This window comes from Paenibacillus sp. FSL R7-0163 (genome assembly GCF_037969975.1).
In the GTDB taxonomy this organism is placed as follows: Bacteria; Bacillota; Bacilli; order Paenibacillales; family Paenibacillaceae; genus Paenibacillus_AQ; species Paenibacillus_AQ odorifer.
In genome coordinates this window covers 4,695,497-4,720,104 of sequence record NZ_CP150224.1, presented here as the reverse complement: position 1 = coordinate 4,720,104, position 24,608 = coordinate 4,695,497, and the positions used below count along the sequence as shown (strand labels likewise).

The 24,608-nt window shown below is 48.5% G+C and carries 20 protein-coding genes; all 20 read left to right on the top strand.

Annotation, left to right across the window (positions count from 1 at the left end):
- Positions 1-185: 185 nt before the first annotated feature.
- The 20 genes from NST45_RS20720 to NST45_RS20625 all read left to right on the top strand — a co-directional run bounded on the left by NST45_RS20720 (position 186) and on the right by NST45_RS20625 (position 24,537).
- On the top strand, positions 186-563 hold the full coding sequence (locus tag NST45_RS20720; RefSeq protein ID WP_036680049.1) for a PH domain-containing protein: 378 nt from the start codon (positions 186-188) through the stop codon (positions 561-563).
- A 630-nt stretch (positions 564-1,193) separates the two neighbouring features.
- On the top strand, positions 1,194-2,771 hold the full coding sequence (gene ggt, locus NST45_RS20715) for a gamma-glutamyltransferase (RefSeq protein ID WP_076141108.1): 1,578 nt from the start codon (positions 1,194-1,196) through the stop codon (positions 2,769-2,771).
- Positions 2,772-3,089: 318 nt separating this feature from the next.
- Positions 3,090-4,526 (top strand): amidase family protein, encoded by a 1,437-nt coding sequence (locus NST45_RS20710; RefSeq protein ID WP_256721506.1) that lies wholly within the window; start codon positions 3,090-3,092, stop codon positions 4,524-4,526.
- Between the two features lie 714 nt (positions 4,527-5,240).
- Positions 5,241-5,513, top strand: a complete 273-nt coding sequence (locus NST45_RS20705; RefSeq protein ID WP_076141109.1) for a hypothetical protein — start codon at positions 5,241-5,243, stop codon at positions 5,511-5,513.
- Positions 5,514-6,423: 910 nt separating this feature from the next.
- A complete protein-coding gene (locus NST45_RS20700; protein ID WP_076273994.1) occupies positions 6,424-7,998 on the top strand; it encodes a PucR family transcriptional regulator in 1,575 nt (524 codons plus the stop codon).
- Positions 7,999-8,100: 102 nt separating this feature from the next.
- On the top strand, positions 8,101-9,225 hold the full coding sequence (locus NST45_RS20695; RefSeq protein WP_339823654.1) for an XdhC family protein: 1,125 nt from the start codon (positions 8,101-8,103) through the stop codon (positions 9,223-9,225).
- Entirely contained in the window at positions 9,167-9,739 is a 573-nt protein-coding gene (locus NST45_RS20690; protein WP_170914181.1) for an NTP transferase domain-containing protein, read from the top strand. Before NST45_RS20695 ends, NST45_RS20690 begins: the two co-directional genes overlap by 59 nt.
- 254 nt (positions 9,740-9,993) lie before the next feature.
- A complete protein-coding gene (locus NST45_RS20685; RefSeq protein WP_339823651.1) occupies positions 9,994-11,151 on the top strand; it encodes a BMP family ABC transporter substrate-binding protein in 1,158 nt (385 codons plus the stop codon).
- A gap of 109 nt (positions 11,152-11,260) precedes the next feature.
- Positions 11,261-12,793, top strand: coding sequence for an ABC transporter ATP-binding protein (locus tag NST45_RS20680; RefSeq protein WP_076144439.1), 1,533 nt, complete (start codon positions 11,261-11,263; stop codon positions 12,791-12,793).
- The gene (locus NST45_RS20675; RefSeq protein WP_076179195.1) at positions 12,790-13,932 is read left to right on the top strand and encodes an ABC transporter permease; all 1,143 of its coding nucleotides are present in this window, start codon (positions 12,790-12,792) and stop codon (positions 13,930-13,932) included. Before NST45_RS20680 ends, NST45_RS20675 begins: the two co-directional genes overlap by 4 nt.
- A gap of 3 nt (positions 13,933-13,935) precedes the next feature.
- Positions 13,936-14,865 carry an ABC transporter permease gene (locus NST45_RS20670; protein WP_038569247.1) on the top strand — a complete coding sequence of 310 codons (930 nt, stop codon included), beginning with the start codon at positions 13,936-13,938 and terminating at the stop codon, positions 14,863-14,865.
- 58 nt (positions 14,866-14,923) lie between these two features.
- Positions 14,924-15,871, top strand: coding sequence for an FAD binding domain-containing protein (locus NST45_RS20665; RefSeq protein ID WP_326047404.1), 948 nt, complete (start codon positions 14,924-14,926; stop codon positions 15,869-15,871).
- Positions 15,858-18,152 carry a xanthine dehydrogenase subunit D gene (gene pucD / locus NST45_RS20660; protein ID WP_339211577.1) on the top strand — a complete coding sequence of 765 codons (2,295 nt, stop codon included), beginning with the start codon at positions 15,858-15,860 and terminating at the stop codon, positions 18,150-18,152. The genes NST45_RS20665 and pucD overlap by 14 nt, the downstream gene beginning before the upstream one ends.
- Positions 18,139-18,675, top strand: coding sequence for a (2Fe-2S)-binding protein (locus NST45_RS20655; protein ID WP_339211579.1), 537 nt, complete (start codon positions 18,139-18,141; stop codon positions 18,673-18,675). Before pucD ends, NST45_RS20655 begins: the two co-directional genes overlap by 14 nt.
- Positions 18,676-18,678: 3 nt before the next feature.
- Complete coding sequence (uraD, locus tag NST45_RS20650; RefSeq protein WP_036680026.1) at positions 18,679-19,191, top strand: 2-oxo-4-hydroxy-4-carboxy-5-ureidoimidazoline decarboxylase; 513 nt, start codon at positions 18,679-18,681, stop codon at positions 19,189-19,191.
- Positions 19,192-19,234: 43 nt separating this feature from the next.
- On the top strand, positions 19,235-20,185 hold the full coding sequence (gene pucL / locus NST45_RS20645) for a factor-independent urate hydroxylase (RefSeq protein ID WP_254924561.1): 951 nt from the start codon (positions 19,235-19,237) through the stop codon (positions 20,183-20,185).
- Positions 20,185-20,589: a hydroxyisourate hydrolase gene (gene uraH, locus NST45_RS20640; protein ID WP_038569253.1), complete on the top strand. Its 405-nt coding sequence runs from the start codon at positions 20,185-20,187 to the stop codon at positions 20,587-20,589. Before pucL ends, uraH begins: the two co-directional genes overlap by 1 nt.
- A 33-nt stretch (positions 20,590-20,622) precedes the next feature.
- A complete protein-coding gene (locus NST45_RS20635; protein WP_038569254.1) occupies positions 20,623-22,017 on the top strand; it encodes an allantoinase in 1,395 nt (464 codons plus the stop codon).
- Positions 22,014-23,270, top strand: coding sequence for a M20 family metallo-hydrolase (locus NST45_RS20630; protein WP_339211582.1), 1,257 nt, complete (start codon positions 22,014-22,016; stop codon positions 23,268-23,270). The genes NST45_RS20635 and NST45_RS20630 overlap by 4 nt, the downstream gene beginning before the upstream one ends.
- A gap of 34 nt (positions 23,271-23,304) precedes the next feature.
- Entirely contained in the window at positions 23,305-24,537 is a 1,233-nt protein-coding gene (locus NST45_RS20625) for an alanine--glyoxylate aminotransferase family protein (protein ID WP_339211584.1), read from the top strand.
- Positions 24,538-24,608: the final 71 nt, after the last annotated feature.

Genomic DNA, 24,608 nt, shown 5'->3' with positions numbered 1-24,608 from the left:
GATCCATTCCTTCCACACCCCTCTCTTAGTAAATTTAATGACAGTGTAATCAAAAATCAGAAAATAAGCAAGTAAAAAGATGTCAGAGAGTATTTTTACACAGCATAGAATATGAAAAATAGAATAATATGGTTCTGTAGTGGGGGGCAAGTGGCTAAATTTAACGGATGAAAAGAGGAAGAGATATGGCACTTTTTGACGGATTAATGGGCAATGCATCACAAGTAAATCTTACGGAGGTCCAGCGGGAATACGCACAAATTCTTGCTCCTCAGGAGAAAATCGAACGCGCCTATAAGCTGATTAGAGATATGTTCATTTTTACGGACAAGCGGCTTATTCTGGTGGATAAACAAGGTCTGACGGGCAAGAAAACAGAATATCATTCGATCCCTTACAAAAGCATCTCGCATTATTCCGTGGAGACGGCAGGGCATTTTGACCTGGATGCGGAGCTATGTATCTACATTTCCAGCAGCACGCTTCCGGTGAAGAAGACCTTCAATAAATCCGTAAATATTTACGAGGTGCAGGCCGTGTTATCGCAATATATTTTAAAATAAATTGTTTATTCGGTGTTTCAAAGCACAAGCCCCCCTCTAAAAGTGGCTAGATTACTAAGGTTAGATGCAGCTATACATATTTGAGATAGGTAGCCACAAGACATAACCGAGATAGACAGCTATATGGCGGCAAAAGGTGACTAGACATATCCGAGATAGGTAGCCATTTGGTGGCAAAAGGTCACGGTAGTACGCCATGGCAGTATGCGGCTCCCTGTAATTAAAATGATTTTATAATATTCGTAGGTGTGAATCTACAAGATTAAACAAAGATGACCTCTTATTTGTGCATAGCTCACAAAAAGAAGAGGTTTATTTTGCGTTTCAGCGTAACCGATTGACAAAGGATTTTCGTGTAATGTTAAATGACACTAATTAAGTCAGAAGTTATAGGGAGCTCGCAGCTGAACCCGCCGCAGAATATAGGAGATTGAATATGTTGAAGAAACCCGCCGCAAAAAATAAGGAGTTGGGACATGGCGGAAAAACCCGTAAAACATAGGGGGATGGGCATGGTGGAGGGGAGAAACCCGTAAAACGTAGAGGAATGGCATGGGGAAGAAACCCGAAAAACATAGAGGGAAGGGCATGGCGGAGCGGAGAAACCCGTAAAAGATAGGGGGACGGAACATGGCGGAGAAACCCGTAATAGGCACAAAAACTATGGTAGTTAGCCCCCATTATTTAGCCTCGGCTGCTGGTGCACGTATGTTGGAAAAAGGGGGGAATGCCTTTGATGCAGCGGTGGCGATCAGTGCGACACTAGCTGTTGTATATCCGCATATGACGGGGCTAGGCGGAGATTCCTTTTGGTTGACCTATAACACGCAAGAGGCGCGTGTTCGGGCCTATAACGGAAGCGGGCGCTCCGGGTACGGAGTCCGCAGAAGCAGCTATGCCGGGGAAGCTTTCATCCCGCGGCGGGGGATTCGCAGCGCCATTACGGTGCCGGGGATGGCGGACAGTTGGGATGCCGTACTGAGTAAGTATGGCCGCTTTATGCTGGCGGAGGTACTGGAGCCTGCCATTGGTTATGCTTTGGAGGGATTTCCGCTGTCGCCGGATCAGCGGAATAACACGGCTGTTGCGGGCTCTGCGCTGTCGCCGGAGGCGGCAGCGATTTACACGCCAGGCGGCGTGATTCCTTGTGCTGGATCGCGATTCCAGCAAAAACAGCTGGCGGCCACCCTGCGGACATTGGCGGCGGGTGGGCGGGATGCTTTTTATAAGGGGAAGATTGCGGAGGACATCTGTGACTATATGCTGGCAACTGGCGGGTATTTGACTCGGGATGACTTTGCGGATCATCAGGGGGATTGGGTCGAGCCGATTCATACGGATTATCACGGGCATACGGTATATCAAGTGCCGCCTAATTCTCAAGGTTTCACTGGACTAATGAGTCTTAATTTATTGGAACATTACAATTTTGAAGCAATCGGGCATGGTTCGTATGAATATTATCACCTGCTTGTTGAAGCGTTGAAGCTAAGCTTCCGCGATCGGGATAGGGTGCTTACAGATCCGGATTTTAGTGCTATTCCTTTGGAGCAGCTGCTGGATAAACGTTATGCAGGACAATTAGCGTCTACTATCTCGATGCAAAAAGCTGCGCAACTGACAAGTCAGCCTATCGGCAGTGATACAGCTTATGCTGCGGTTGTGGATGAGGACGGGAATGCGGTCTCTTTTATTCAGAGTCTGTATTTTGAATTTGGTTCGGGCGTGGCCGCTGGGGATACTGGGATTCTGCTGCAGAATCGAGGTTCGTTTTTTTCGCTGGACCCCGGGCACATCAATACGCTTGAGCCGCATAAGCGCAGCTTCCACACACTGATGCCAGCGATGGCCTGCCGCGAGGGCAAACCTGCGATTCTGTACGGGACGCAAGGTGGCGAAGGTCAACCACAGACTCAAACCTTGCTGCTCACACGGATGCTGCATTATGGCATGAATCCACAAACGGCTGTGAATGAGCCGCGTTTTGTGTGGGGGAGAACGTGGGGGGAGCCTACGCAAGAGCTAAAGGTGGAGAGCAGGGTAGCTGATGAGGTGCTGGCAGATTTGGCCGCAGCCGGTCATATTGTCCGGAAAGTAGATGACTATGATGGGATTATGGGTCACGCTCACATGATTTCGATAGATGACAATGGATACCGCAGTGGGGGAACGGACCGACGCTGCGATGGTGCGGCGATTGGGTGGTAGGTATAGGTGTGATGGAAGGATTGGAAGGACTCTGAAGGAATCGTAGGTGGAATGATGGATGGAAAAGCTGCTGATGGGGTCGTAGGAGGAAAGATGGAGAATTGGAAGGACTGCTGGAGGAATCGAAGGCGGGATGGTGTGGGATCCGAAAGGCTGATGGAAGAATCGTAGGTGGAATGATGGATGGAAAAGCTGCTGATGGGTCGTAGGAGGAAAGATGAGGAATTGGAAGGAACGCTGGAGGAATCGTAGGAGAAGCGTGGGATCCGAAAGGCTGATGGAAGGGTAAAAGTAATGGTCTAGGGAGGAGGGGGAATTATGGTTTTGGATAATCGGTATGGTGCGTTTATAGATCCTGAGCTTACGGTTGAGAGTTTAGGAAGCGGGATATTGGATGGACTGACCTTTGCAGTAAAAGATGTATTTGCTGTAGCTGGACACAGCTCTTCTGCAGGTAATCCTGATTGGCTGCGTAGCCATCATCCGTCCACGGAGCATGCGGTGGCTGTACATCGTTTACTGTTGTCGGGTGCTACACTTCGTGGTGCTGCCCATACGGATGAGCTGATGTACAGTCTGGGCGGCGAGAACCATCATTATGGAACGCCGATTAATCCGCGTGCTGTAGGTCGTATCCCAGGCGGATCTTCAAGTGGTTCGGCAGTAGCGGTAGCTTCTGGTAGTGTTGATTTTGCGCTCGGAACAGATACCGGTGGCTCAATTCGAGTACCTTCCTCTTATTGCGGAGTATATGGCTTCCGGCCAACGCATGGAGCTGTGGATTTTCAAGGTGTTATTCCATTATCTCCGGCTTTTGATACAGTTGGCTGGGTGTCGGATCGCTTGGATGTGCTCCAGAAGGTAGGGGAAGTGTTACTTGTGGCTGGGAGTACATCTGTAAAGACGTCGAAGAAAATAGGAAGTAGTCTAGAAGAAACTGTAGGGAAGAGCATAGAGAAGAATGTATTGGAAAATTTAGAGAACAACTTAGAGGGAGACATGGTGAAGACTGATAAAAATAATTTAGAAAAGAGCCAGAAGGAAAGTTTAGAAACGATTTTGGAGAAACGTATTGAGAAGAGTACTGAGAAGAGTACGGAGAAAATTTTAGAGATTGGCCCGGAAAACAAGGTAAAAAAGAATATGGAAGACAAAAATAAAATGGGTACTTTATTTGTTGCTACTGACTGCTGGGCTTTGGTTAATCTGGAGAATGCAGCTATTTTATCGGAGGGATTAAGGTGTTTGCGATCCGGGGCAGATCATCTCATGGAGATAGAGATTGCTTTGGAGGGGTTAAAGGTCTGGATGGATGTTTTTAGAGAATTGCAGGGGAATGAAATTTGGGAAACTCATGGCGTTTGGATTGAGAACGAGAAACCAGTCTTTGGGCCTGATATTGCAGCGCGATTCTCGTGGGCTGCCAGTTTGGCGGAAGAGGATCATAGCGTTGCACAATGTAAGCAAAAAGAGATTTCTAATCATTTGCGCCTGCTGCTAGGAGAGGACAATTGTCTTGTGATTCCGACAGTTCCGGGACCAGCGCCGCTGCGTGGAGGGGATTTGCGCCAATTGGAGGTGAATCGTAGTGGTGCGATGATGTTGAGTTGCATAGCTGGGTTGGCGGGTTTGCCTCAGGTAACATTACCTATGCTCTCCACAAGTGGATTGCCACTAGGATTATCCGTTATTGCCGGACATGGTCAGGATCTCCGGTTACTCTCTTGGGTGAATGAAGTGTGGCAGCAGTCTTGAGAGGCTGAGTGCAGTGGTCTTGAAAAAGCAGCGATACTAAACAGACCGTAGCTACGAACAACATATCTTGACACTTTTCTAGTTACATTTCTAGTTACTTTTCTAGTTACTGTTAACCGATACTCCTCCATTACTCTCTTGGAATACACTCTAGAAATACATTCTAGGAAGACGCTTTAGGATTACACTCTAGAAATACACTCTGGGAATACACTATAGGATTACACTCTAGGATTACATTCTAGCAATACACTCTAACGCCACACTCACTTATTGATTCACAAATTAACGAAATACACATGTCATTCCCTCCTACTCTTAGTTTTATTTACACCGGGGAGCCCAGTGGAGTTGCTTTAAAAACTAAGGTAGCTTAAGTTGGCTCAATATTGGAGTGGTAGAGTGAAAAAGATAAATTCAGCGCTCGATTGTGTTGTGTAAGACCAGTTGAATTAAGTGAATACGTCGCTGGAGAGAAAAGAACGGTATAACTCCCGCAGAAATCGGGGGAAGTGCTTAAGTAACTAAAAAGAACGGTATAAATCCCGCAAAATCCAGGAAAGTGGAACAAGTAGCTAAAAAGAACGGTATAAATCCCGCAGAAACCGGGAAATGGCACAAGTAGCTAAAAAGAACGGTATAAATCCCGCAGAAATCGTGGGAAGTGCTTAAGTAACTAAAAAGAACGATATAACTCCCGCAAAATCCAGAAAAGTGGCACAAGTAGCTAAAAAGAACGGTATAAATCCCGCAAAATCCAGGAAAGTGGCACAAGTAGCTAAAAAGAACGGTATAAATCCCGCAGAATCTGGGGAAATGGCTCAAGTAACTAAAAAGTACAGTATAAATCCCGCAGAATCTGGGGAAATGGCTCAAGTAACTAAAAAGAACGGTATAAATCCCGCAGAATCTGGGAAAGTGGCCCAAGTAGCTAAAAAGAACAGTATAAATCCCGTAGAAATCTGGGAAAGTGGCCCAAGTAGCTAAAAAGAACGGTATAAATCCCGCAGAATCTGGGAAAGTGGCCCAAGTAGCTAAAAAGAACGGTATAAATCCCGCAGAATCTGGGAAAGTGGCATAAGTAACTAAAAAGAACGGTATAAATCCCGCAGAATCCGGGGAAATGGCTCAAGTAGCTGAAAAGAACGGTATAAATCCCGTAGAACCCAGGAAAGTAGCATAAGTAACTAAAAACAACAGTATAAATCCCGCAGAATGTGGCGAAGACGCCTATGTAGTCAAAAAGAAGGGCAAAAAGGCCCTTCATCCCGGCAATTCCGGCCAAACAGCCAAAAAGAAGGGCAAAAGTGCCTTTCACCTCTACCGGCAGCAGTGGATCTATAATAGCTTGTACCTCCGCCACAGCTATAGTGGGGTGGTATTATCTCTGCTCGTACGGATCTCATACACCGCTCAATTCCCCGTCTTGCAGCGCTGGTGTGCCTGCGACTTCGATCCGATGGCCAATTCGAATAGCGTGAGAATACCCTGCCACCTATTCCGACTCCCTATTCAGATTCCCGCGTGAACCCGTAAAAACTTGTTTTTACTCGAAAGCCCTCCCTCAACTCCACCTACTATTTTCCAATCCCCTTATACAGTTCACATGAACGATATGAGCTAAATTTCAATAATTAATAATTAATAATTAATAATTCATAATTCATCATTCATCATTCATCATTCATAATTAATAATTAATAATTAATAATTAATAATTAATAATTAATAATTCATAATTCATGATCCATGTTCATTTTGTGTTAAGTTTATTAACATATAAATCATGAAAATTTAACTTCCCTCTATTCAACACGGTTCATTTTAATTATAATGTTACATAAAATAACATTATAAATCAGAAATGGTTCTATTGATCCTAATAAGGAGGGGTGGCATGCATCTTACGGTTGAAGAAGCGTTGTCCATTTATCCTTTGTCCGAGGCGAAGCTTATCGCTGGGTCTAAAGGGAAACATCGAATTGTGAAGTCAATTAATGTGATGGATGCCCCCGATATCTCGGATTGGATCAAAGAAGGCGAGATGCTGCTGACGACAGCCTATTTGATAAAGGACAATATGGAGGAAGCCTCTGCCTTGCTGCAGACTTTGAATCGCCGGGGATCTTCGGCCTTGGGTATTAAGCTGGGGCGATTTTGGGATGAAGTACCAGAGCAACTGGTTGCAGAAGCGGAGAGTCTTAACTTCCCGCTTATCCAGCTGCCTTTCGAGTTTACTTTTTCGGATCAGATGAATGGTCTGTTTCGCGCCGAGCTTAGCCGCAGCACTCACGTTCTGCAGAACATTATGGAGAAGCAGAAAAAGCTGATGCAATTTGCCCTAAGATCTGTCCGCAGCCGTCCGTTGTTTGATTCGGTGTCTGAAGTGATTGGCCATTCACTTGTGGTGATTAGCGCAAGGGGGGATGTGATCTACAACAACTCTGAATACCATCCTTCACAGCTGCTGGAGGGGTGGCCGTGGCAGAAACGGAATCAGCGCTTTCGTGTTGGAGATCATGTGGGCTACCGTACACCACTTTTGCAAGGAGAGAAGTGCTCCGGATATCTATTGTTTTGTGCCATCGACCCTTTATTGCTCCCAATGGAAGAAAGTTTGTTCGTTCAGGGAGCTGAACTTATTTCATATCATATTCATTCAGGATACGAAGATTATTTTGAACAGGCAGAACACAGGGAGTTTAGCGGATTGCTGAGACGTTGTTTGAGCGGTAATTTATCTTACACAGATTTGGCGCAGGCTGCTCTCGACTTGGAGATTGAGCTGCTTCAATCACCATTTTTTCTCTTATTGACCGATACAGCTGCGACTGGGGAAGAACGCCAAGGTGAGCTGCTCAGACTAAAAGAAGAATATCTTGAACATCCCGGGCTACGGGAAGTAAAGGGAATTCATGTGATCATAGATCAAGGACTTTTGTCTATATATCCGGGAGATCGTCAGCGTCCTGAACAATTCCGGGATATAATCCAGGTTTGTTTTAACAACATGAAGTTTGATAAGGGATATTATCCGCGAGCTGCGATAAGCAGTTGTAAAGCGAAGCCGGAGGGGCTGAAGGAGGCTTTTGCGGAGGTAAAGGATTGTATGGGAATGCTTCAGGGCGGGGGAGTAAAAGGGAATGTTGTGCATTACCGGCAGCTTGAGCTTAACCTGCTACTCGGGCAAATTCCGGCAGAGGTTATGGAGAAATATTGTAATGGAAGTCTTAGAGGGTTGCTTAACCGAGAACCGGAGTATGTCAGGGAGATGCTGCGGACGCTGGAAGTTTATCTAGAGAACGATGGTCATGTTAATGAGACGGCTAAGAAACTGTTTATTCATCGAAACACGGCTACCTACCGGATCGAGAAGCTTAGTGAGCTGCTGGACGTCGATTTTAAAAAAATAAATGATCTAATGAGGTTGAAGTTAGTATTCATGTTTCGGAGGATGCTCGGAAGGGACTAAGGTCTAAGGTCTAAGTTCTAAGTTCTAAGTTCTAAGGTCTAAGGTCTAAGTTCTAAGTTCTAAGATCTGGGTTGAAATGCAAACATGGAGGAGGGGAACCTCGTGAATACACATGAGATCGCAATGCATATTCAAACCCATCAGGCGCCTGCGGTGCTGGCAACGCTGATAGAGGTGGAGGGACACTCGTATCGCAAAGCCGGAGCGGTGATGTTGTTTTTTGAAGGAGGTACGATTGGGAGCCTGAGTCCAGGTTGTCTGGAAAACGATCTGCAGCTGCGAACTTCTGAGATCTGGGAACGAGGGCTGCCCGAAATTGTGGAATACAACATGCTGTCTCCGGATGATCTGTCCTGGGGTGAGGTTATCGGCTGTGGAGGCAAAATCAAAGTAGTGCTAGAACCCGTGCAGGGTCAGCTCTACAAGCTTTTAGTGCAGGCGAGTGACAGATTGGCTAGGGGAGAGAAGCTAATTTTGTTCCGCGAAGCAGTGGAGAAAGGTTTTATCTATAAGCTGGAGCTGGATCCAGACATTGTACTGCCGCAGAGCAAGAAACATCCGAAATTATCCCACTCGGCAAAAGAAAGCCTGGCGGCAGGTCGCTTTATGGCCGCTCCAGCAGAATTGACAGCATTCCATACGTCTTTCGTGCCCAAACCGCGGCTTGTGATTTTTGGCGGGGGACGTGATGTGGTTCCTATTGCGGAACTTGCTGACAGAGTTGGCTTTCGGGTAGCGGTTGCGGATTGGCGTGAAGGAAGCTTACACAATAAGTTTCCTCGAGCTGAACAAGTAATTTGTTCCCCTATGGAGGTTGTTCAGCGATTGGGCGTAGCTCGGGAGGATTATGTATTGATTTGCAGTCATCAACTTGGGCGGGATAGACAGTTCCTGGAGAGTGTGATTCCGCTTGCTCCTCTATATATAGGGATTATCGGTTCGAAGGCGCGGATATCTCTTTTACTGGAAGGGCTTGAGGCTCCTGCATCTTTGCATGCACCTGTAGGGTTGCCGATTGGAGGAGAAGGTCCGGAGGAGATTGCGGTCAGTATTATAGCGGAAATAATTCAAATTAGAAGGGTGGGCTCACGAGAGCTGCCCAAAGGAGCGGATAGTATTGAAGGTAGCAGGAATATATTTGGCAGCGGGGCAGAGCAGGCGGATGGGCGTGTCCAAGGTTTCACTGAAATTGTCGCAGGAGGTCTCACTCGGGAGCGTCGCGCTTAGTGAATTGGATCGTTGCAATCTAGAACCGCTAATCGTGGTAGTGCGTGCGGATGACAACTTGGAATGGCTGCCACCCGCGATTGAACCGCAAGCATCCAGACGTACCGAAACTTGCTTAACCGCACATCTAGGATTGTCTTTTTCACTGCGCTGTGGCCTTAATGCGGTATTACCTTTGCAGCCCGATGCAGTAGTTGTGGCGCTTGCGGATCAGCCATTTATTACTACAGCATTAGTGAACCGTCTAATACAAACGTTTGAACAATCTCCGGAGATGGATTATGTCGCTAGCGTCAGCAATGGGTCGGCTATGCCCCCGGCTTTGTTCTCGAAGACGTTGTTTCCAGCACTACAGGGATTAGATGGAGATCGAGGAGCGGCGGGGATATTGCGTTCACCTGATTATAAGGGGATTGTTCTGGAATCTGAGTCTGCCCATTATTTCATGGACGCAGATACAAAAGCGGATTTTGGTGAGATTCAGGAGCAATGGATTCTGAGAAATGGAAAGTGAAGTAAAGAATAGTCTGGAAGGTAATCTGAAAAGTAATCTGAAACAGTGTTCCTTTTCCACTTCTGGTCATATAATGTGACACGAAACTCACCATACAAAAACCAATTAGTGCATTACACACAAAAAAAGTTCTGATTCTTATATTCATATACAAACGTATGTTATATAAATTTACGCCAAGGCCACCTCTAAGTATAGTAGAAGTACATTAATGGTTGCAGCCATGATGAGAGATGATTTGGAGGAGGAGAATTATGAAAAAAAGGGGTCAGTTCATAACATCTTGTCTTGCATTAATGGTTCTAATGACGGTGGCTTTGGTGGGGTGTGGCAGCAATAATACTTCTACAAATGCAACGGAGGCACCAGCGACAACTACAGCGGCAACAGAGGCAACTGCAACAACAGAACCGGCTGCAAAGAAACCGACGGTTGCTTTTGTTTATATCGGACCTCCAGGGGATGGCGGCTACACATACCAACATGATCAAGGACGGCTGTATATGGAGAAGGAGCTTGGGATTAAAGCTGACTTTGTAGAAAATGTCCCTGAAAGTGCTGACGCCGAACGAATCATCACCGAGCTTGCACAATCACACGACATCGTGTTTACAACGAGCTTCGGATATATGGATTTTACATTAAATGTAGCGGGCAAATTCCCCAACGTGAAGTTCCTGCATGCTTCGGGTTACAAAACCGCAGAGAACATGGGAACCTACTTCGGGAAAAACTATCAAGCCAGCTATTTGAGCGGCATAGCGGCAGGGAAAATGACCAAAAATAATCAGTTGGGTTATGTAGGGGCTTTTCCGATCAGCGAAGTGATCTATAACTTGAATGCTTTTACCCTTGGAGCACAAAGTGTCAATCCTGATGTAAAGGTGAATGTGGTATGGACGAATACATGGTATGACCCGACGACTGAACGTCAAGCGGCAATCAGCTTGCTGGATAAGGGTGCGGATGTGCTTTTGGCCTATCAGGATTCACCTGCAACACTGCAGGCTGCTGCTGAACGAGGGGCATTTGCCGGGGGAAATGACTCGGATATGAGCAAATACGCTCCGGACAATTATTTGACGAACCCGGTATGGAATTGGGGGCCGTATTACGTAAAAGCTGTGCAGGCAGTTATGGATGGAACCTGGAAGAGCGAGCAGTATTCCGGTGATATGGCTGACGGTATGGTGGAGCTGGCTCCTTTCGGGAACAAGATCCCAGATGATGTGAAAAAGCTTGTCGAAGACGCCAAAGCCAAAATTATCAGTGGTGAGCTGGAGGTTTTCACAGGTCCGATCTCAGATAATCAAGGGAATGTGAAGGTTCAGGAGGGTCAGAAGCTGACCTTGGAGGAAGTGCTGGGCATGAACTGGCTCGTAAAGGGTGTGGAAGGAACTATCCCGCAATAATGTTTAAAAATAGGGAATAAGATGTGCACAATCTATGGGTGGGGCGGGTTCCGTTAAGCGGAAACTTCCCCACCCGTACTACAACTTGAAGGAAGGAGGGGTTCAGGCCATGCGGGGAACTTCAGTTGAAATGCGGGGGATTGTGAAAAAATTCGGCTCGGTAACCGCCAGTGATCAAGTCGACTTTTCGGCAAATGCGGGTGAGATTCATGCGTTGCTTGGGGAGAATGGGGCCGGAAAGAGCACGGTGATGAGCATGCTGTCAGGGGTGTATAGAGCAGACGAAGGAGAAATTTTCATTCATGGGAAAGGTACTCAGATCCGTTCTCCTAAAGATGCTGCGCAGCTGGGTGTAGGTATGGTGTTTCAGAACTTTAGGCTGGTGCAAAGCCTCACAGCAGCAGAAAATATCGTGCTTGGCGAAAAGTCGTCTTTCTGGCGCGGCCGTAAGTGGATGAAGAAGAAACACAAGGAGATCGAGGCATTAGCGGAACGGTTTGGACTGAATTTCCCGGTGGATCGCCCGATCTGGCAGTTGTCCGTGGGTGAGCAGCAGCGTGTTGAAATCGTTAAGACGCTGTATCGCGGGGCTGACATTATTATTCTGGATGAACCAACCTCTGTACTGACCCCGGGAGAGGTGGAACAGCTATTTGAAACGCTGTGGGTCATGAAGCAGGCAGGAAAAACGGTCATTATGACTACTCATAAAATGAAAGAGGTTATGGCGTCCTCCGATCGGATTTCCGTCATGCGCAAAGGAAAAATGATCGCCACGCTGACCACAGCAGATACAGATGAACTGGAGCTGGCTCGTCTGATGGTGGGCAAGGAAGTAACCATCACCCGTCAAGAACGGGAAGCCACTGAAGGGGATTCTTTATTAGAAGTGAAAGATGTGGACGTATATGCCGATCACGGGCGAAAAGCACTGGATCACTTCTCTCTGAACGTATGTAAAGGAGAGATTGTAGGCGTAGCTGGGGTAGCTGGCAATGGGCAAAAGGAACTGGCTGAAGTGTTAACTGGTCTTAGAGGCTGGAAAAGTGGTGAAATCACGTTTGATGGAAAGACGGTGAAATCGGCTTCGGTTAGAGGGGCAATTGATTCAGGAATCTCCCACGTGCCGGAGAACCGGATGAAGAGCGGTTTAGCTGGACGCCTCGGATCGGTGGATAATCTTTTGTTTAAGTCTTACCGCTCAGAGGAGCACTCCAAATTTGGTTTCTTGAAGTCCGCGAAGAACCGTTTGTGGTCACAGGAGCTGGTCCAGCGCTTTAACGTCAAGACACCTGAGCTGGAGACGCCAGTACAACAGTTGTCAGGTGGTAATCAGCAGAAGCTGCTCTTTGCACGTGAGATCAGTCATCGGCCTAAGCTGATGGTCGCCGTTCATCCGACACAAGGGCTGGATGTAGGTGCCACGGCAGGTGTTCACGACCTTCTTATGGAGCTGCGTGGTTCAGGTAGTGGCGTGTTGTTAATTTCGGAGGATTTAGATGAATTGCTTCAGTTGTCCGACCGGATTCTAGTGATCTATAACGGCTCAATTATTGGTGAGAGTACACATGAGGAAGCGAATCGAGAGAGCATCGGACTACTAATGGCTGGTATTCATAATAGAGAGGAGAGCGCCGTATGAGTCTGGAGAATGGAAGAAATACCGCAGCAGCTGTACTGGAACCCCTCCCCTCCCACTCCGGAAAACGATTCTCTCTACGTTTCGAATACGATGCCAGCCGCATCCGTTCTCCTTGGTGGACACCTATTGTATCTATAATTTTAGCGCTATTGTTGTGTGCCCTATTTATTGCGGCGAATGGCATGAATCCGGTGCTGGTCTATGAAAAAATGTTCCGTGGCGCATTTGGCACTGCGTATGGGCTCACGGAAACGATGGTTAAAGCGATCCCGCTTCTTCTATGTGGGCTTGGGATTGCTGTGGCTTACCGCATTTCGGTATGGAATATTGGAGCAGAAGGTCAGCTAACTGTTGGGGCTATGGCGGCCACAGCGGTCACGATTTATTTTCCTGACTTACCTTCATTCTGGTCCCTGAGCTTAATGCTGCTGTTCGGGATTGCCGCGGGTGCGCTTTGGGGATTGCTGACTGCTATTCCGCGGACACATTTTGGAGTGAATGAGCTAATCACTTCATTAATGCTGAATTATGTTGCCCTATTGGCGCTCGATTACGTGGTATTCGGACCCTGGAAAGATCCTAAAGGATTTAATTTCCCGGGATCACCTATGTTTACTGCGGCTCAATCGCTGCCTGTTCTCGGAAGTACAAGATTGCATATTGGATTGTTATTTGGACTTATCGCCGTAGTGATTTATTACTTAATGATTCGTTTTACCAAGTGGGGTTACGAGCTCCGGCTGATTGGGGCCAATCCTGTTGCAGCCAGATACGCGGGGGTTCCTATCAAGCGCCATATTATTATCGTCATGCTGATCAGTGGGGGGCTCGCCGGGATCGCTGGCATGGCGGAGGTCTCCGGTGTTACACACAAGCTGATGCAGGGCATTTCACCGGGTTATGGATACACCGCCATTATTGTAGCTTGGCTGGCCAAATTGAATCCACTCGGTCTAATCGTTACTTCTATTTTATTCGGTGGCTTAATTGTTGGCGGATATAGTGTTCAAACCATCGGGCTGCCCTCATCGATATCAGAAATGCTGCAGGGCTCCATCCTGTTTTTCTTGATTGCTGGCGATATGATCTATCGTTTCCGCATTCGCCGTAGCCGGGTTCAGCTGAAAGGGGGGAGATAGGCAATGGATTTTACAACACAGCTACTTATTGCCGCTATTTCCGCAGGGACCCCGCTGCTGCTGGCTACGCTGGGAGGCATTCTAAATGAACGAGCCGGCATTATACAGCTTGGGGCTGAAGGTCTGATGCTGATGGGAGCGGTCATCACTTGTATCGTGTATATTCGCTCCGGAAACCTGCTGCTGGCTCTGTTGGCTACCGTAGCTGTAACGGCTGTACTTGGTTTGCTGCATTCTTTTCTCTGTGTGACCTTGCGGGCGAATCAAACGATGTCCGGTCTTGCGATGACCCTGTTCGGCAGTGGGTTGAGCGCTTATCTTGGTAAACCGATCAGCGGCATTCCTTTGCCGGGAACCTCCCCTAAGCTGCATCTGGCTTGGCTGGAAAATGTACCGTTCATCGGAAAAATATTCGGCAACATGGACTACCTAACCTGGTTCAGCCTGCTGCTAGTGCTTGCTCTGCATCTGCTAATTCACCGCACTTCATGGGGCCTGCATTTGCGGGCAGTCGGAGACAGTCCGGCTACCGCAGATGTGATGGGGATCCGTGTACAGCTTATCCGCTACAGCTATGTGATCACCGGTGCTGCTCTCATCGGCCTGGCCGGAGCGGATATGGTATTGGCCTACGCGCCAACCTGGAATGAAGGGCTGACAGCCGGCCGGGGCTGGATTGCGGTAGGGCTGGTGATTTTCGCCAGATGGAATCCGCTGCGTGCCTTGTTCTGCGCCTACTTTTTTGGGGCATTGGATTCACTTGGCTTCCGTATTCAATTGCTGGGCAGTGCAGTTCCGCCCTATTTTCTCAAAATGATTCCGTACCTTGTGACCATTCTGGTCCTGATGTACCTGGGGTACCGCAATCGCAACAAACCATCCGGCACACCGGAGGCGCTCGGAGTTCCTTATATTCGGGAACAAAGGTTTTAAGGCAGGCTATACGAGAAGGGAAGCGGCAATCTGGTACTCAAAAAGGGAGGCGGAGTGTATGGGAGCTATACGGGAAGAGGAAGGAAGGCTACCTGAAGTAATTCAACCCCGCAGCCTGCACGAAGCTTGGGAGAGAAAAACGGCGTTTGGAGACAGTGCCCGATATGTCGCAGGAGGAACACTGCTGAGAACAGGGTGGGAAAATGGAACAGCTCTTATGCCTAAACAGCTGATTGATCTTCGGCAAATTACAAATCTCGGCGACATTACCTTAACGGAATTTCACTTATCTCTGGGCGCTCTTGTTCCACTCTCCCAGTGCCGCAGTAATGAGCATTTGCAGGCCGTAGCTCCTGCGCTGCAAGAGGCTGCACGTTGCATAGCGGCTCCGTCGGTGCGTAATCTTGCCACGCTCGGGGGCAATATCGCTTCTGGCTTCGGAGATATTCTACCTGCGTTACTGGTCTATGACGCGGAGTTAATCTCCTTTGACGGCAAATTTATGACGGCACTACCTTTGATAGAGTGGCTAAACAATCACTGGAGCGGGATAAAACCTGCGGCGGATCTTGTGGCTGAGATTCGCATCTCACCTACTCGCTTAGAGAGTCCGTTAACGGATAGGCTAGAAATTTTTCGTAAGGTTGGCCGCAGGGAAGCGTTCACCCCTTCACTTGTAACGGTAGCAATCTCAGCATCAATCGATGAGGAACACCGTTTCCGTGAGGTGCGTATCGCCGCAGGTGGGGGCTCTGGTCGGCCACAGCGACTAAGTAGGGCTGAAGTTATGCTTGAAGGTGTGAGGTATACAGATGAGCTGTTGGCTTCTTTATATGAAGGGGTTGAGAACAGCTTTGAGACGTATAGTGATCCCTTTGCAACAGAACTTTACAAGAAAAAGACTGCTGGGAATTTGGTTGTATCTGAGCTGTGGAAGGCTATGAATATACGGAGTTTAGAGGTGAATAACCCGACGAAAGGAGAGAGGGAAAATGCTGCTGAATAAGGAATCCAGCGGTAGCCGCTGGCGTACACGACCTGATGGAGAGGGCAAGGTATCCGGTAAGCTGCAGTATTTGACCGACATGAGGGCAGAAGGAATGTTGATCGGCCGCGTGCTCCGCAGTGAGCAGGCACATGCTCGTATTTTGTCCATACGCATTGAGAAGGCCGTTGAAGTCCCTGGTATACACGCTGTAATCACTCATGAGGATGTGCCCGGACTTAACGGCTTTGGCATAGCTTTGCCGCATCAACCGGTATTTTGCAGTGACCGTGTGCGTTACACTGGCGATGCGATTGCGGCAGTTGCGGCTGAGACGGACGAAATTGCGGAATACGCCTTATCTCTTATCGAAGTGGATTATGAGCTTCTACCCTTGCTGGAGAATCCGGAAGAGGCGATGAAAAAGGACGCAATTTTGCTGCATGCCGAGGGAAACGTGCTTCATCATACGGAATATCGGAAAGGGGAGCCGGAAACGGTATTTACGGATTGCTGTCATGTGGTAGAGGAGACTTACTATACACCACGCCAAATGCACACCTATATGGAGACTGAAGGTGGACTGTTTATCCCAGAGGATAACGGACGGCTTACCGTATATTCAGCTACACAACATGGGTTGATGGATCGCCTGCAGCTATCCAGAATTCTGGCTATTCCTCAAGAAGATATTCGCGTCATCTCGAGTCCTATCGGCGGGTCCTTTGGAGGAAAAGACGAGCTGAATGTACAGCCGTATGGAGCGCTGCTCGCCTTGCGGACACTCCGTCCGGTAAGACTGCATAATTCGAGAGCTGAATCGGTACGTGCAGGACTAAAACGCCATCCCATGAAAATCACCATGAAGACTGGCTGCGACCCCGAAGGAATCATCAGGGCACATCAGGTCAGAATTATTTCGGATACGGGAGCTTACGCAACACTGGGGGCGGAGGTGCTCAACTTTGCGACAGAACATGTGATGGGCCCCTATATCATCGATCATGTGGATGTGAAGGGTTTTGCTGTATATACCAATAACGGTGTATCTGGTGAGTTTCGCGGTTTTGGCGGCAATCAGGCGATTTTCGCTTTGGAGGGACAAATCGATCGGTTGGCTGAGCGATTGCAGATCGATCCGTGGGAAATGCGCCGCCGCAATTTGCGTAAATATGGAGATCTGGGGCCACTGGGTCAGGAAATTGCTCAGACCGATGGTGCCTTTCAGGTGTGGGAAGCGCTGGCGGGTTCGCCTCTTATGACTGAGGCCGCATCTACAGACAGTGATTCAGGTGTTGTGGAACCTTGGATCGTAACTGGAACGGGTGCTGCTATAGCTATGCATGGTGCAGGACTTGGTTATGGTATTCCCGATCCGGCGGGTGGCAGGCTCTCTTTGACGCTAGAGGGCAAGATTGAGGCGGTGTTTGGTTACGAGGAGTTTGGTCAGGGGTTAATCGCAACAATGGAACAAATGCTGATTGAACAGTTTGGCTTGGCGGCAGAGGATCTAAGCATCGTCATTGGCGATACGGATGTTGTGCCCGATAGCGGATCTAGTACGGCTTCCCGATCAACCAGCATGATGTGGATGGCCTTGAAACGGCTGCGTCCAGACTTCACCGCTCGAGTGCTGCAGGCAGCTGCGATGATAAAGCCAGAGCTGGATAACTATGAAATGAAGCTCGGCCCTGGCGGCATTTGGCTAAAAGACGGCGGTCTGCTTCTGACTTACAAGGACTTGGCACAGCGTATTTCAGAACCCATTGTCTGTAATACAAAGTTTACTTATCCAACCACACCCTTTAAAAGAGCGGGGGCACATTTCCTATACACCTATTCTGCAATCGCAGTCCGCGTGGAAGTTAATCTGCTTACTGGACGTGTTCGTGTACTGGACCAATATCATGCGGTAGCGGCGGGACCGGTGGCTAATCCGCAAGGTTATCTTGGACAGATCGAAGGTGGCAGCAGTATGGCGGTCGGCTTCACCTTGTCAGAGGATGCTGTGATGTCTGGAGGCAGCTATGTCACCAAAAATTTAGACACCTATTTGGTGCCGACCATTGCCGACATGAATGGCAGCATTCAGGTGCAGCCGATAGAGGATTTGCCGGATCATGACACGTACGGTCCTCGCGGCATTGGAGAGGTGGGTTCCGTCAATTTAGCTCCGGCAGTCGTGTCCGCCATATTTCAGGCTGTAGGGAAGCGGGTAACCAAGCTGCCCATTGATCCCGAATGGCTGCAGTCTACACCGTTTATTCCACAAAAGGTGGTGAACATCCATGCCGAGTCATAATTCAGATCCCAATCTAGATGAAGATAACCTTGCCCCCTTATCGTCTGAGGAAGCTTTTGCAGAAGAAAGGTTCACCTTTAATTGCAATCTTAATGGGAAAGCGATATCCACAGAGATTCCACCCTCCCGCCGGCTTTTAAATGTCATACGTGAAGATTTGGAGCTGACCGGCACAAAACGTTCTTGTGAGATTGGCCGCTGCGGGGCATGTATGGTGCTGGTGGATGGACGTCCAGTGAATTCATGTCTGGTTATGGCCTATCAATGCTCAGGTGCGGAAATTACAACAATTGAGGGTCTTAGTGAAGTAGGCCTGCATCCCGTTCAGCGGGCTTTTTTAGAAGAGGGGGGGTTCCAATGCGGTTATTGTACACCAGGGATGGTTATCTCGGTGGTTGCTCTGCTGGAAGAGAACCCGCATCCTACTCCGGCTGAAGTGGAAGAAGCTTTATCGGGTAACATTTGTCGCTGTACAGGGTACGGAGGCATTTTACGAGCTGTTAACAAAGCTATTGGAGGTTGAGTGGTGGTCGTTTCTGAAGGCAGGTTTACGTTGGAAGAGATAAATGCCATGAGTATAACGGATTTCGTGAAGCATCTAGGCGGCATTTTTGAACATTCACCGTGGGTAGCAGAGGAGGCATATAAGCAGATTCCGTTCCATTCTTTAGAGCATTTGCATAGCACAATGATGCAGACCGTACTGAGTGCTGACCGGAGCCGAATGGAGGGACTATTAAAAGCTCACCCAGATTTGGCGACTAGGCTTCAAGTTACGGCTTTGTCTGCCTCAGAGCAGCAGGGAGCTGGACTGGATCGGCTAACAACGGAAGAGTTCAATCTATTAAATGATCTGAATCGAAAGTATACGGACAAATTTCATTTCCCTTTTATTCTAGCTGTTCGTGGCAAAAACAAAGATGACATTATCAGCGCCATTGGAGTGCGAGTAGAGCGTTCCCCTCAGGAGGAATGGGTTCAAGCCTTTTCTGAAGTCGGTACAATTACGAGATTTCGCCTAAGTGATTTAATTATTTAATTATTCATTCATTCATTCATCATAAACGGGGAGGGTGTCAGCCATGCTGGAACCAATTAACGGACGTACAATGTTTTATGGAAAAAGTGATGTGCTAACTTATCGTACCTACGCTAAACCGCTGGCCGTTACCCCCGTTCCCGAATCTTCCTTCACGGGCTGCGACAACATTATATTCGCACATAATATTACATTCGCGGTCACGGGCGAAGCGTTTCTTCCTTCTTTTTCAGAGGGGGATAATTCCATGGTCGTTGCTACCGATTCTATGAAAAATTTCATCCTGCGCAATACCGCGGACTACACTGGAAGCACAACGGAGGGGCTACTGCAGCTTCTAAGCAGCCGTTTTCTCGATAAATACGATCATGTCACCGCAGTTTCAGTTTCCGCAGACCGGTTACCTTTTGAACAGGTGATGGTGCCCGGGGTTGACGGGCTTAAACAGAGTCATTTAGTACTGCGTCACTCCAATAATGAATCTTATTCGGCTTCGTTAACTATAAAACGTGGAGAGAATGGGACTGAGGTTATCGCTCATGAATGCCGATTGAAGGATTTACAGCTGATAAAAGTAAGTGGAAGCTCGTTTTATGGATTCGTCCGTGATGAGTATACAACATTGCCGGAGAGCTTTGACCGTCCGCTTTATATTTTTCTGAATATTAACTGGACCTACAGTGATGTTGAACATGCTCTGGATGGAGATTTAGGCCAATATGTGGCTGCGGAGCAGGTTCGCGATATCGCCCATAGTGCTTTTCATGAGCTGAACAGTCCTTCAATCCAATCGTTGATTTATCAAATTGGGCTGCGCGTATTGTCCCGTTTTCCACAGCTGGCTACCGTTTCATTTGAGTCCAATAACCGGACTTGGGAAACCATTGTTGAGCCTGAAGAAACTAAAGGTGGAGTCTTCACCGAACCTCGTCCACCCTATGGTTTTCAGGGCTTTTCTGTCAGCCGTGCAGATCTGGCCGGAGAGACAGCGTAATGAGCGGGCGTCTTACCACCCATGTGCTGGATCTGTCGCGGGGGATTCCTGCTACAGGTCTGACGCTTCAGCTCTGGAAGCTTACGGATGGGATGAGCAAGCTTCTGTGTGAAGAAGTCACGAACAGTGACGGGAGGCTGGATGCTCCGCTGCTGGAGGGAAACGAAATGGAGGCTGGATGTTACGAACTGCTGTTTATGGTTGGCGATTACTACCGTAGAGCTGATGCCAAAGCGTCAGCAGCTGGCATAGAAGTAACAGAAAGCTCAGTAGACACTCAACGTGAGATGTCTTTTTTTCTAGAACAGATACCTATTCGCTTTCATATAGAGAGCTCCATGCAACACTACCATGTACCTTTGCTAGTAGCTCCTGGTGGATATAGTACGTATCGGGGAAGTTAGGAGAAAGTTGACGACCGGAGGAGGTGGCAGCTCATGAAGGAATCCTATGAACTTGTGATTAAGAACGGGAATGTAGTGCTGCCCGATCAGGTACTCAAGCTGGATATTGCAGTATCAGAGGGTAAGATTGTCGCACTTGGAGAGGAACTTTCGCTTGCGCCGCTAACCAAAGTCATCGACGCAGATGGGTTCTATGTCCTCCCCGGTATGATTGATATGCATGTCCACTTTAATGAACCAACGTTTGGACATTGGGAAGGTTTTCGCAGCGGTTCTGCGGCGTTGGCAGCTGGCGGCTGCACAACCTATGCAGATATGCCGCTTAACGGCAATCCACCGACTGTGAACGAGGCTGCACTTCGTCAAAAGGTAGATGCTGCGGCTGGAAACTCTGCCGTTGATTATGTGCTGTGGGGTGGGCTCGTTCCCGGCAATCTGGATGATTTAGAAGTTTTGGCAGCCTCTGGTGTCACTGGGTTTAAAGCCTTTCTCTCCAATCCTGGAGGGGAGGGCGAAGGCAGATTCCGTGAAGTGGATGAGGATACACTCTATCAAGGGATGCTGCGAATCGCTTCTCTGGGCGGGATTTTGGCGCTGCATGCAGAAAGTGAGGCTATCACGGCGGTGTTGACCGCAGATGCAGTGCGAAATGGCAGAACCAGCGCAAGTGATTTTGCGGCTTGCCGCCCTGCTGAAGCAGAGCTGGAGGCAGTGTCCAGGGCGCTGCTGTACAGTGAACGAACGGGCTGCCGGTTGCATTTTGTTCATATCAGCACGGCCGCCGCCATTGAGAAAATCTATGAAGCTAAGCTTCGAGGTCTGGACGTTTCGGCAGAAACCTGTCCACATTATCTGGTCCTCACTGAAAATGATATGAAGGCTTTAGGTCCTGTGGCGAAGTGTGCGCCTCCGCTGCGAAGTGCGGTGGAGCAGGAGAAGTTATGGGAGATGCTGGCCCAAGGCAAAATCGATTTGATTGCTTCGGATCATTCCCCCTGTCCAACGGAATTGAAGGTGAAGCCGGACTTGTCTTTTTTTGCAGCGTGGGGTGGGATCTCGGGTGCGCAGAGCAGTCTGGAGCTTATGTTCCATGAAGGCGTGAATGTGCGGGGGCTGGCTGTTACATTAATTTCTAGTCTACTCGCAGGGCAACCCGCAAAACGTTTTGGAATAGAGCATCGCAAAGGCGCTATAGCTCTAGGTCTAGATGCCGATCTAGTTCTGCTTAATCCAAGCACAACCTATACGCTGACTGCGGAGGATTTATTGTATCGCCACAAGCACAGCCCCTACATTGGAAGAACTTTATCCTGCAAGGTAGTTGCTACGATCTGTCGCGGGAATGTGGTCTATACCTCTGAAGAAGGAGTGATCAGTGAGGGGGGGGGACAGTGGCTGCGAATTAGGAAGGAGCAGTACAGCCTATGAATGATTCCAGAGTTCAAGCATCGACTCAGAAACTGCTGGACCTGCTGGAGGAGCTGGCGGCATTCAGCACAGCTGGGCCAGGAGTTACTAGACTGCTATATACGGAGGAATGGAGCCGGGCGCAGATTTTTTTGCAGGAAAAAATGGCTGGGCTCGGCTTAGAAGTTTCCGTAGACAAGGTTGGCAATGTATATGGACGATTGAGTGGACGCGATCCGCAGCAAAAGGTTATTTTAACCGGATCGCATATCGATACTGTAGTCAATGGCGGAAAATATGATGGTGCCTATGGGATCGCTGCGGCTATGATTGCGTTTCAAGATTTGCAGAGGAACTTTGGCCAGCCGCAGCGGACGCTTGAGGTCGTATCTTTTTGTGAAGAAGAGGGGAGCCGATTTCCGCTTGCTTATTGGGGTTCGGGCCATGTCACGGAAAGGTATGACGGAAGCGAGGCCGAGACCTGTATGGATGCAGAGGGCGTGACGTTAAAAGCAGCAATGGCACAATCCAGCTTCTTACAGGACATAACGGGGGAGAAAGCTTCTAAGCGGACTGGAGTCAGAAATGATATTGGTGCTTTTGTAGAACTGCACATCGAGCAGGGGATTATTCTGGAGAAGACGGACACTCAGATAGGCGTAGTTCAGGGGATTGTTGGCCAGAGACGATATGTGGTCAAGGTCAGTGGTATTGCTAATCATGCGGGCACGACACCGATGTTTATGCGGCAGGATGCACTGGCTAGTGCGGTTGAAATGCTGTACGTGCTTGAAAGTTCTGCTAAAACGGCTGGTGAACCTCTTGTAGCAACCTCGGGTAAGTTTGAGGTGAATCCGAATACGCCAAATGTGATCCCGGGTGAGGTTCTTTTTACATTAGATATCCGCCATAGTGAAGAGGACGAATTGGAACGTTTCTGTGAGAAGCTTCTTGCGGAATGTAATGAAATTGCCGTTAAACGTGGGGTAACTCTGGAGGTTACATCCGTGCTCCACACAGTCCCTGCGCCTATGGATATGAAGCTATCTGCAATGCTGGAAAATATCTGCCGCCAACAGGGGAAGACGTACCGCACGATGGTAAGTGGAGCGGGACATGATGCCCAGCTATTGGCGCCGCGTTGCCCTACTGCGATGATATTTGTGCCAAGCCGAGCTGGCATCAGCCATTCTCCGGAAGAGTATACCTCCCCTGAGCAGCTCACGGCTGGGCTTGAGGTTCTGACTGCGATGTTATATGAGTTAGCTTATTAAAAAGAGTTCGCCGAACTTTTAAGGGAGGATCATCATGAAGCGTTACGAAGATTTGTCGCCGTCCCAACGCTGTATTATGACTCCGGGTCCGGTCGAGGTAGATCCGCGTGTACTGCGGGCGATGTCTTTTCCGGTGCTGGGTCAGTTTGATCCAGAGTTCACCTCTATTATGAATGAAACGATGGAAATGCTGCGGGAGCTGTTCGCTACTCGTAATTCATGGGCTTACCCTATCGATGGTACTTCTCGTTCTGGAATTGAAGCCGTGATGGTTAGTTTGATCCTGCCGGGTGAGCGTGTGCTGATTCCGATCTTTGGCCGCTTCGGACATCTATTGCATGAGATTGCTGAAAGATGTGGCGCTGAGGTGTTCGTGCTGGAAAAGCCATGGGGGAGTGTGTTTGAGCCGGATGAAGTGATAGCAGCTATGGAGACTTTTAAGCCACATGTGGTGACAATGGTTCATGGGGAGACCTCTACAGGACGTGTGCAGCCACTCGCGGAAATCGGTAGAGCTTGCCGCCGGATGGATGCTTTATTCATAGTTGATGCAGTTGCAACCATTGGGGGCCTTCCTGTCGAGACAGATGCTTGGATGTTGGATGCCGTCGTTGGCGGTACACAGAAATGTCTGTCCGTCCCTTCCGGAATGGCACCGATAACGTATAATGATCGTGCTGAAGCTAAGCTCATGACCCGAAAACGAGTAGAACGAGGGATTAGAACAAGTGATGTCCAGCCAGGTGACTTATCTTTTGTCCGCAGCAATTATTTCGATCTCGGCATGCTTCAGGATTACTGGAGTCCACAACGTCTCAATCATCATACAGAGATGACCTCAATGCTTTATGCACTGCGGGAGGGCTTGCGGCTTACCCTTGAAGAAGGGCTGGATGCCAGATTCGCCAGACATATCCTCCATGAAAAAGCACTTGTAGCTGGATTAAAAGCTATGGGTTTAGAACTATACGGGGATCCTTCCTGCAAGCTTACTGTTGTTACCTGTGTGCTGATCCCTGAGGGGATAGATGGGGAAGCTGTCCGTTCGCTGCTGCTGGGGCGGTTCGGAATTGAAATTGCCAGTTCTTTTGGACCGTTAAAGGGAAGGATCTGGCGCATCGGTACGATGGGTTTTAGCTGTCGTGAGAATAACGTGTTGCGGCTGCTTGGAGCGCTGGAAGCCGCATTACAGCGTCATGGATTTAAGGGGCCTTGCGGGTTTGGGGTTCAGGCAGCACTTGACGTATATGAGGCAAAAGTAAGATAATCGTTGGAATAGAGCGGATGGCGGGAGAGTAAAAACAGGGGCATGTCCGGATGGTTTGGACAATCTTTGGG

Bases quoted from the DNA above. Each gene is read 5' to 3' on its own strand.
- NST45_RS20720 (WP_036680049.1), top strand. From the start codon at position 186: ATGGCACTTTTTGACGGATTAATGGGCAATGCATCACAAGTAAATCTT.
- ggt (WP_076141108.1), top strand. From the start codon at position 1,194: ATGGCGGAGAAACCCGTAATAGGCACAAAAACTATGGTAGTTAGCCCC.
- NST45_RS20710 (WP_256721506.1), top strand. From the start codon at position 3,090: ATGGTTTTGGATAATCGGTATGGTGCGTTTATAGATCCTGAGCTTACG.
- NST45_RS20700 (WP_076273994.1), top strand. From the start codon at position 6,424: ATGCATCTTACGGTTGAAGAAGCGTTGTCCATTTATCCTTTGTCCGAG.
- NST45_RS20685 (WP_339823651.1), top strand. From the start codon at position 9,994: ATGAAAAAAAGGGGTCAGTTCATAACATCTTGTCTTGCATTAATGGTT.
- NST45_RS20680 (WP_076144439.1), top strand. From the start codon at position 11,261: ATGCGGGGAACTTCAGTTGAAATGCGGGGGATTGTGAAAAAATTCGGC.
- NST45_RS20675 (WP_076179195.1), top strand. From the start codon at position 12,790: ATGAGTCTGGAGAATGGAAGAAATACCGCAGCAGCTGTACTGGAACCC.
- NST45_RS20670 (WP_038569247.1), top strand. From the start codon at position 13,936: ATGGATTTTACAACACAGCTACTTATTGCCGCTATTTCCGCAGGGACC.
- NST45_RS20665 (WP_326047404.1), top strand. From the start codon at position 14,924: ATGGGAGCTATACGGGAAGAGGAAGGAAGGCTACCTGAAGTAATTCAA.
- pucD (WP_339211577.1), top strand. From the start codon at position 15,858: ATGCTGCTGAATAAGGAATCCAGCGGTAGCCGCTGGCGTACACGACCT.
- NST45_RS20655 (WP_339211579.1), top strand. From the start codon at position 18,139: ATGCCGAGTCATAATTCAGATCCCAATCTAGATGAAGATAACCTTGCC.
- pucL (WP_254924561.1), top strand. From the start codon at position 19,235: ATGCTGGAACCAATTAACGGACGTACAATGTTTTATGGAAAAAGTGAT.
- uraH (WP_038569253.1), top strand. From the start codon at position 20,185: ATGAGCGGGCGTCTTACCACCCATGTGCTGGATCTGTCGCGGGGGATT.
- NST45_RS20635 (WP_038569254.1), top strand. From the start codon at position 20,623: ATGAAGGAATCCTATGAACTTGTGATTAAGAACGGGAATGTAGTGCTG.
- NST45_RS20630 (WP_339211582.1), top strand. From the start codon at position 22,014: ATGAATGATTCCAGAGTTCAAGCATCGACTCAGAAACTGCTGGACCTG.
- NST45_RS20625 (WP_339211584.1), top strand. From the start codon at position 23,305: ATGAAGCGTTACGAAGATTTGTCGCCGTCCCAACGCTGTATTATGACT.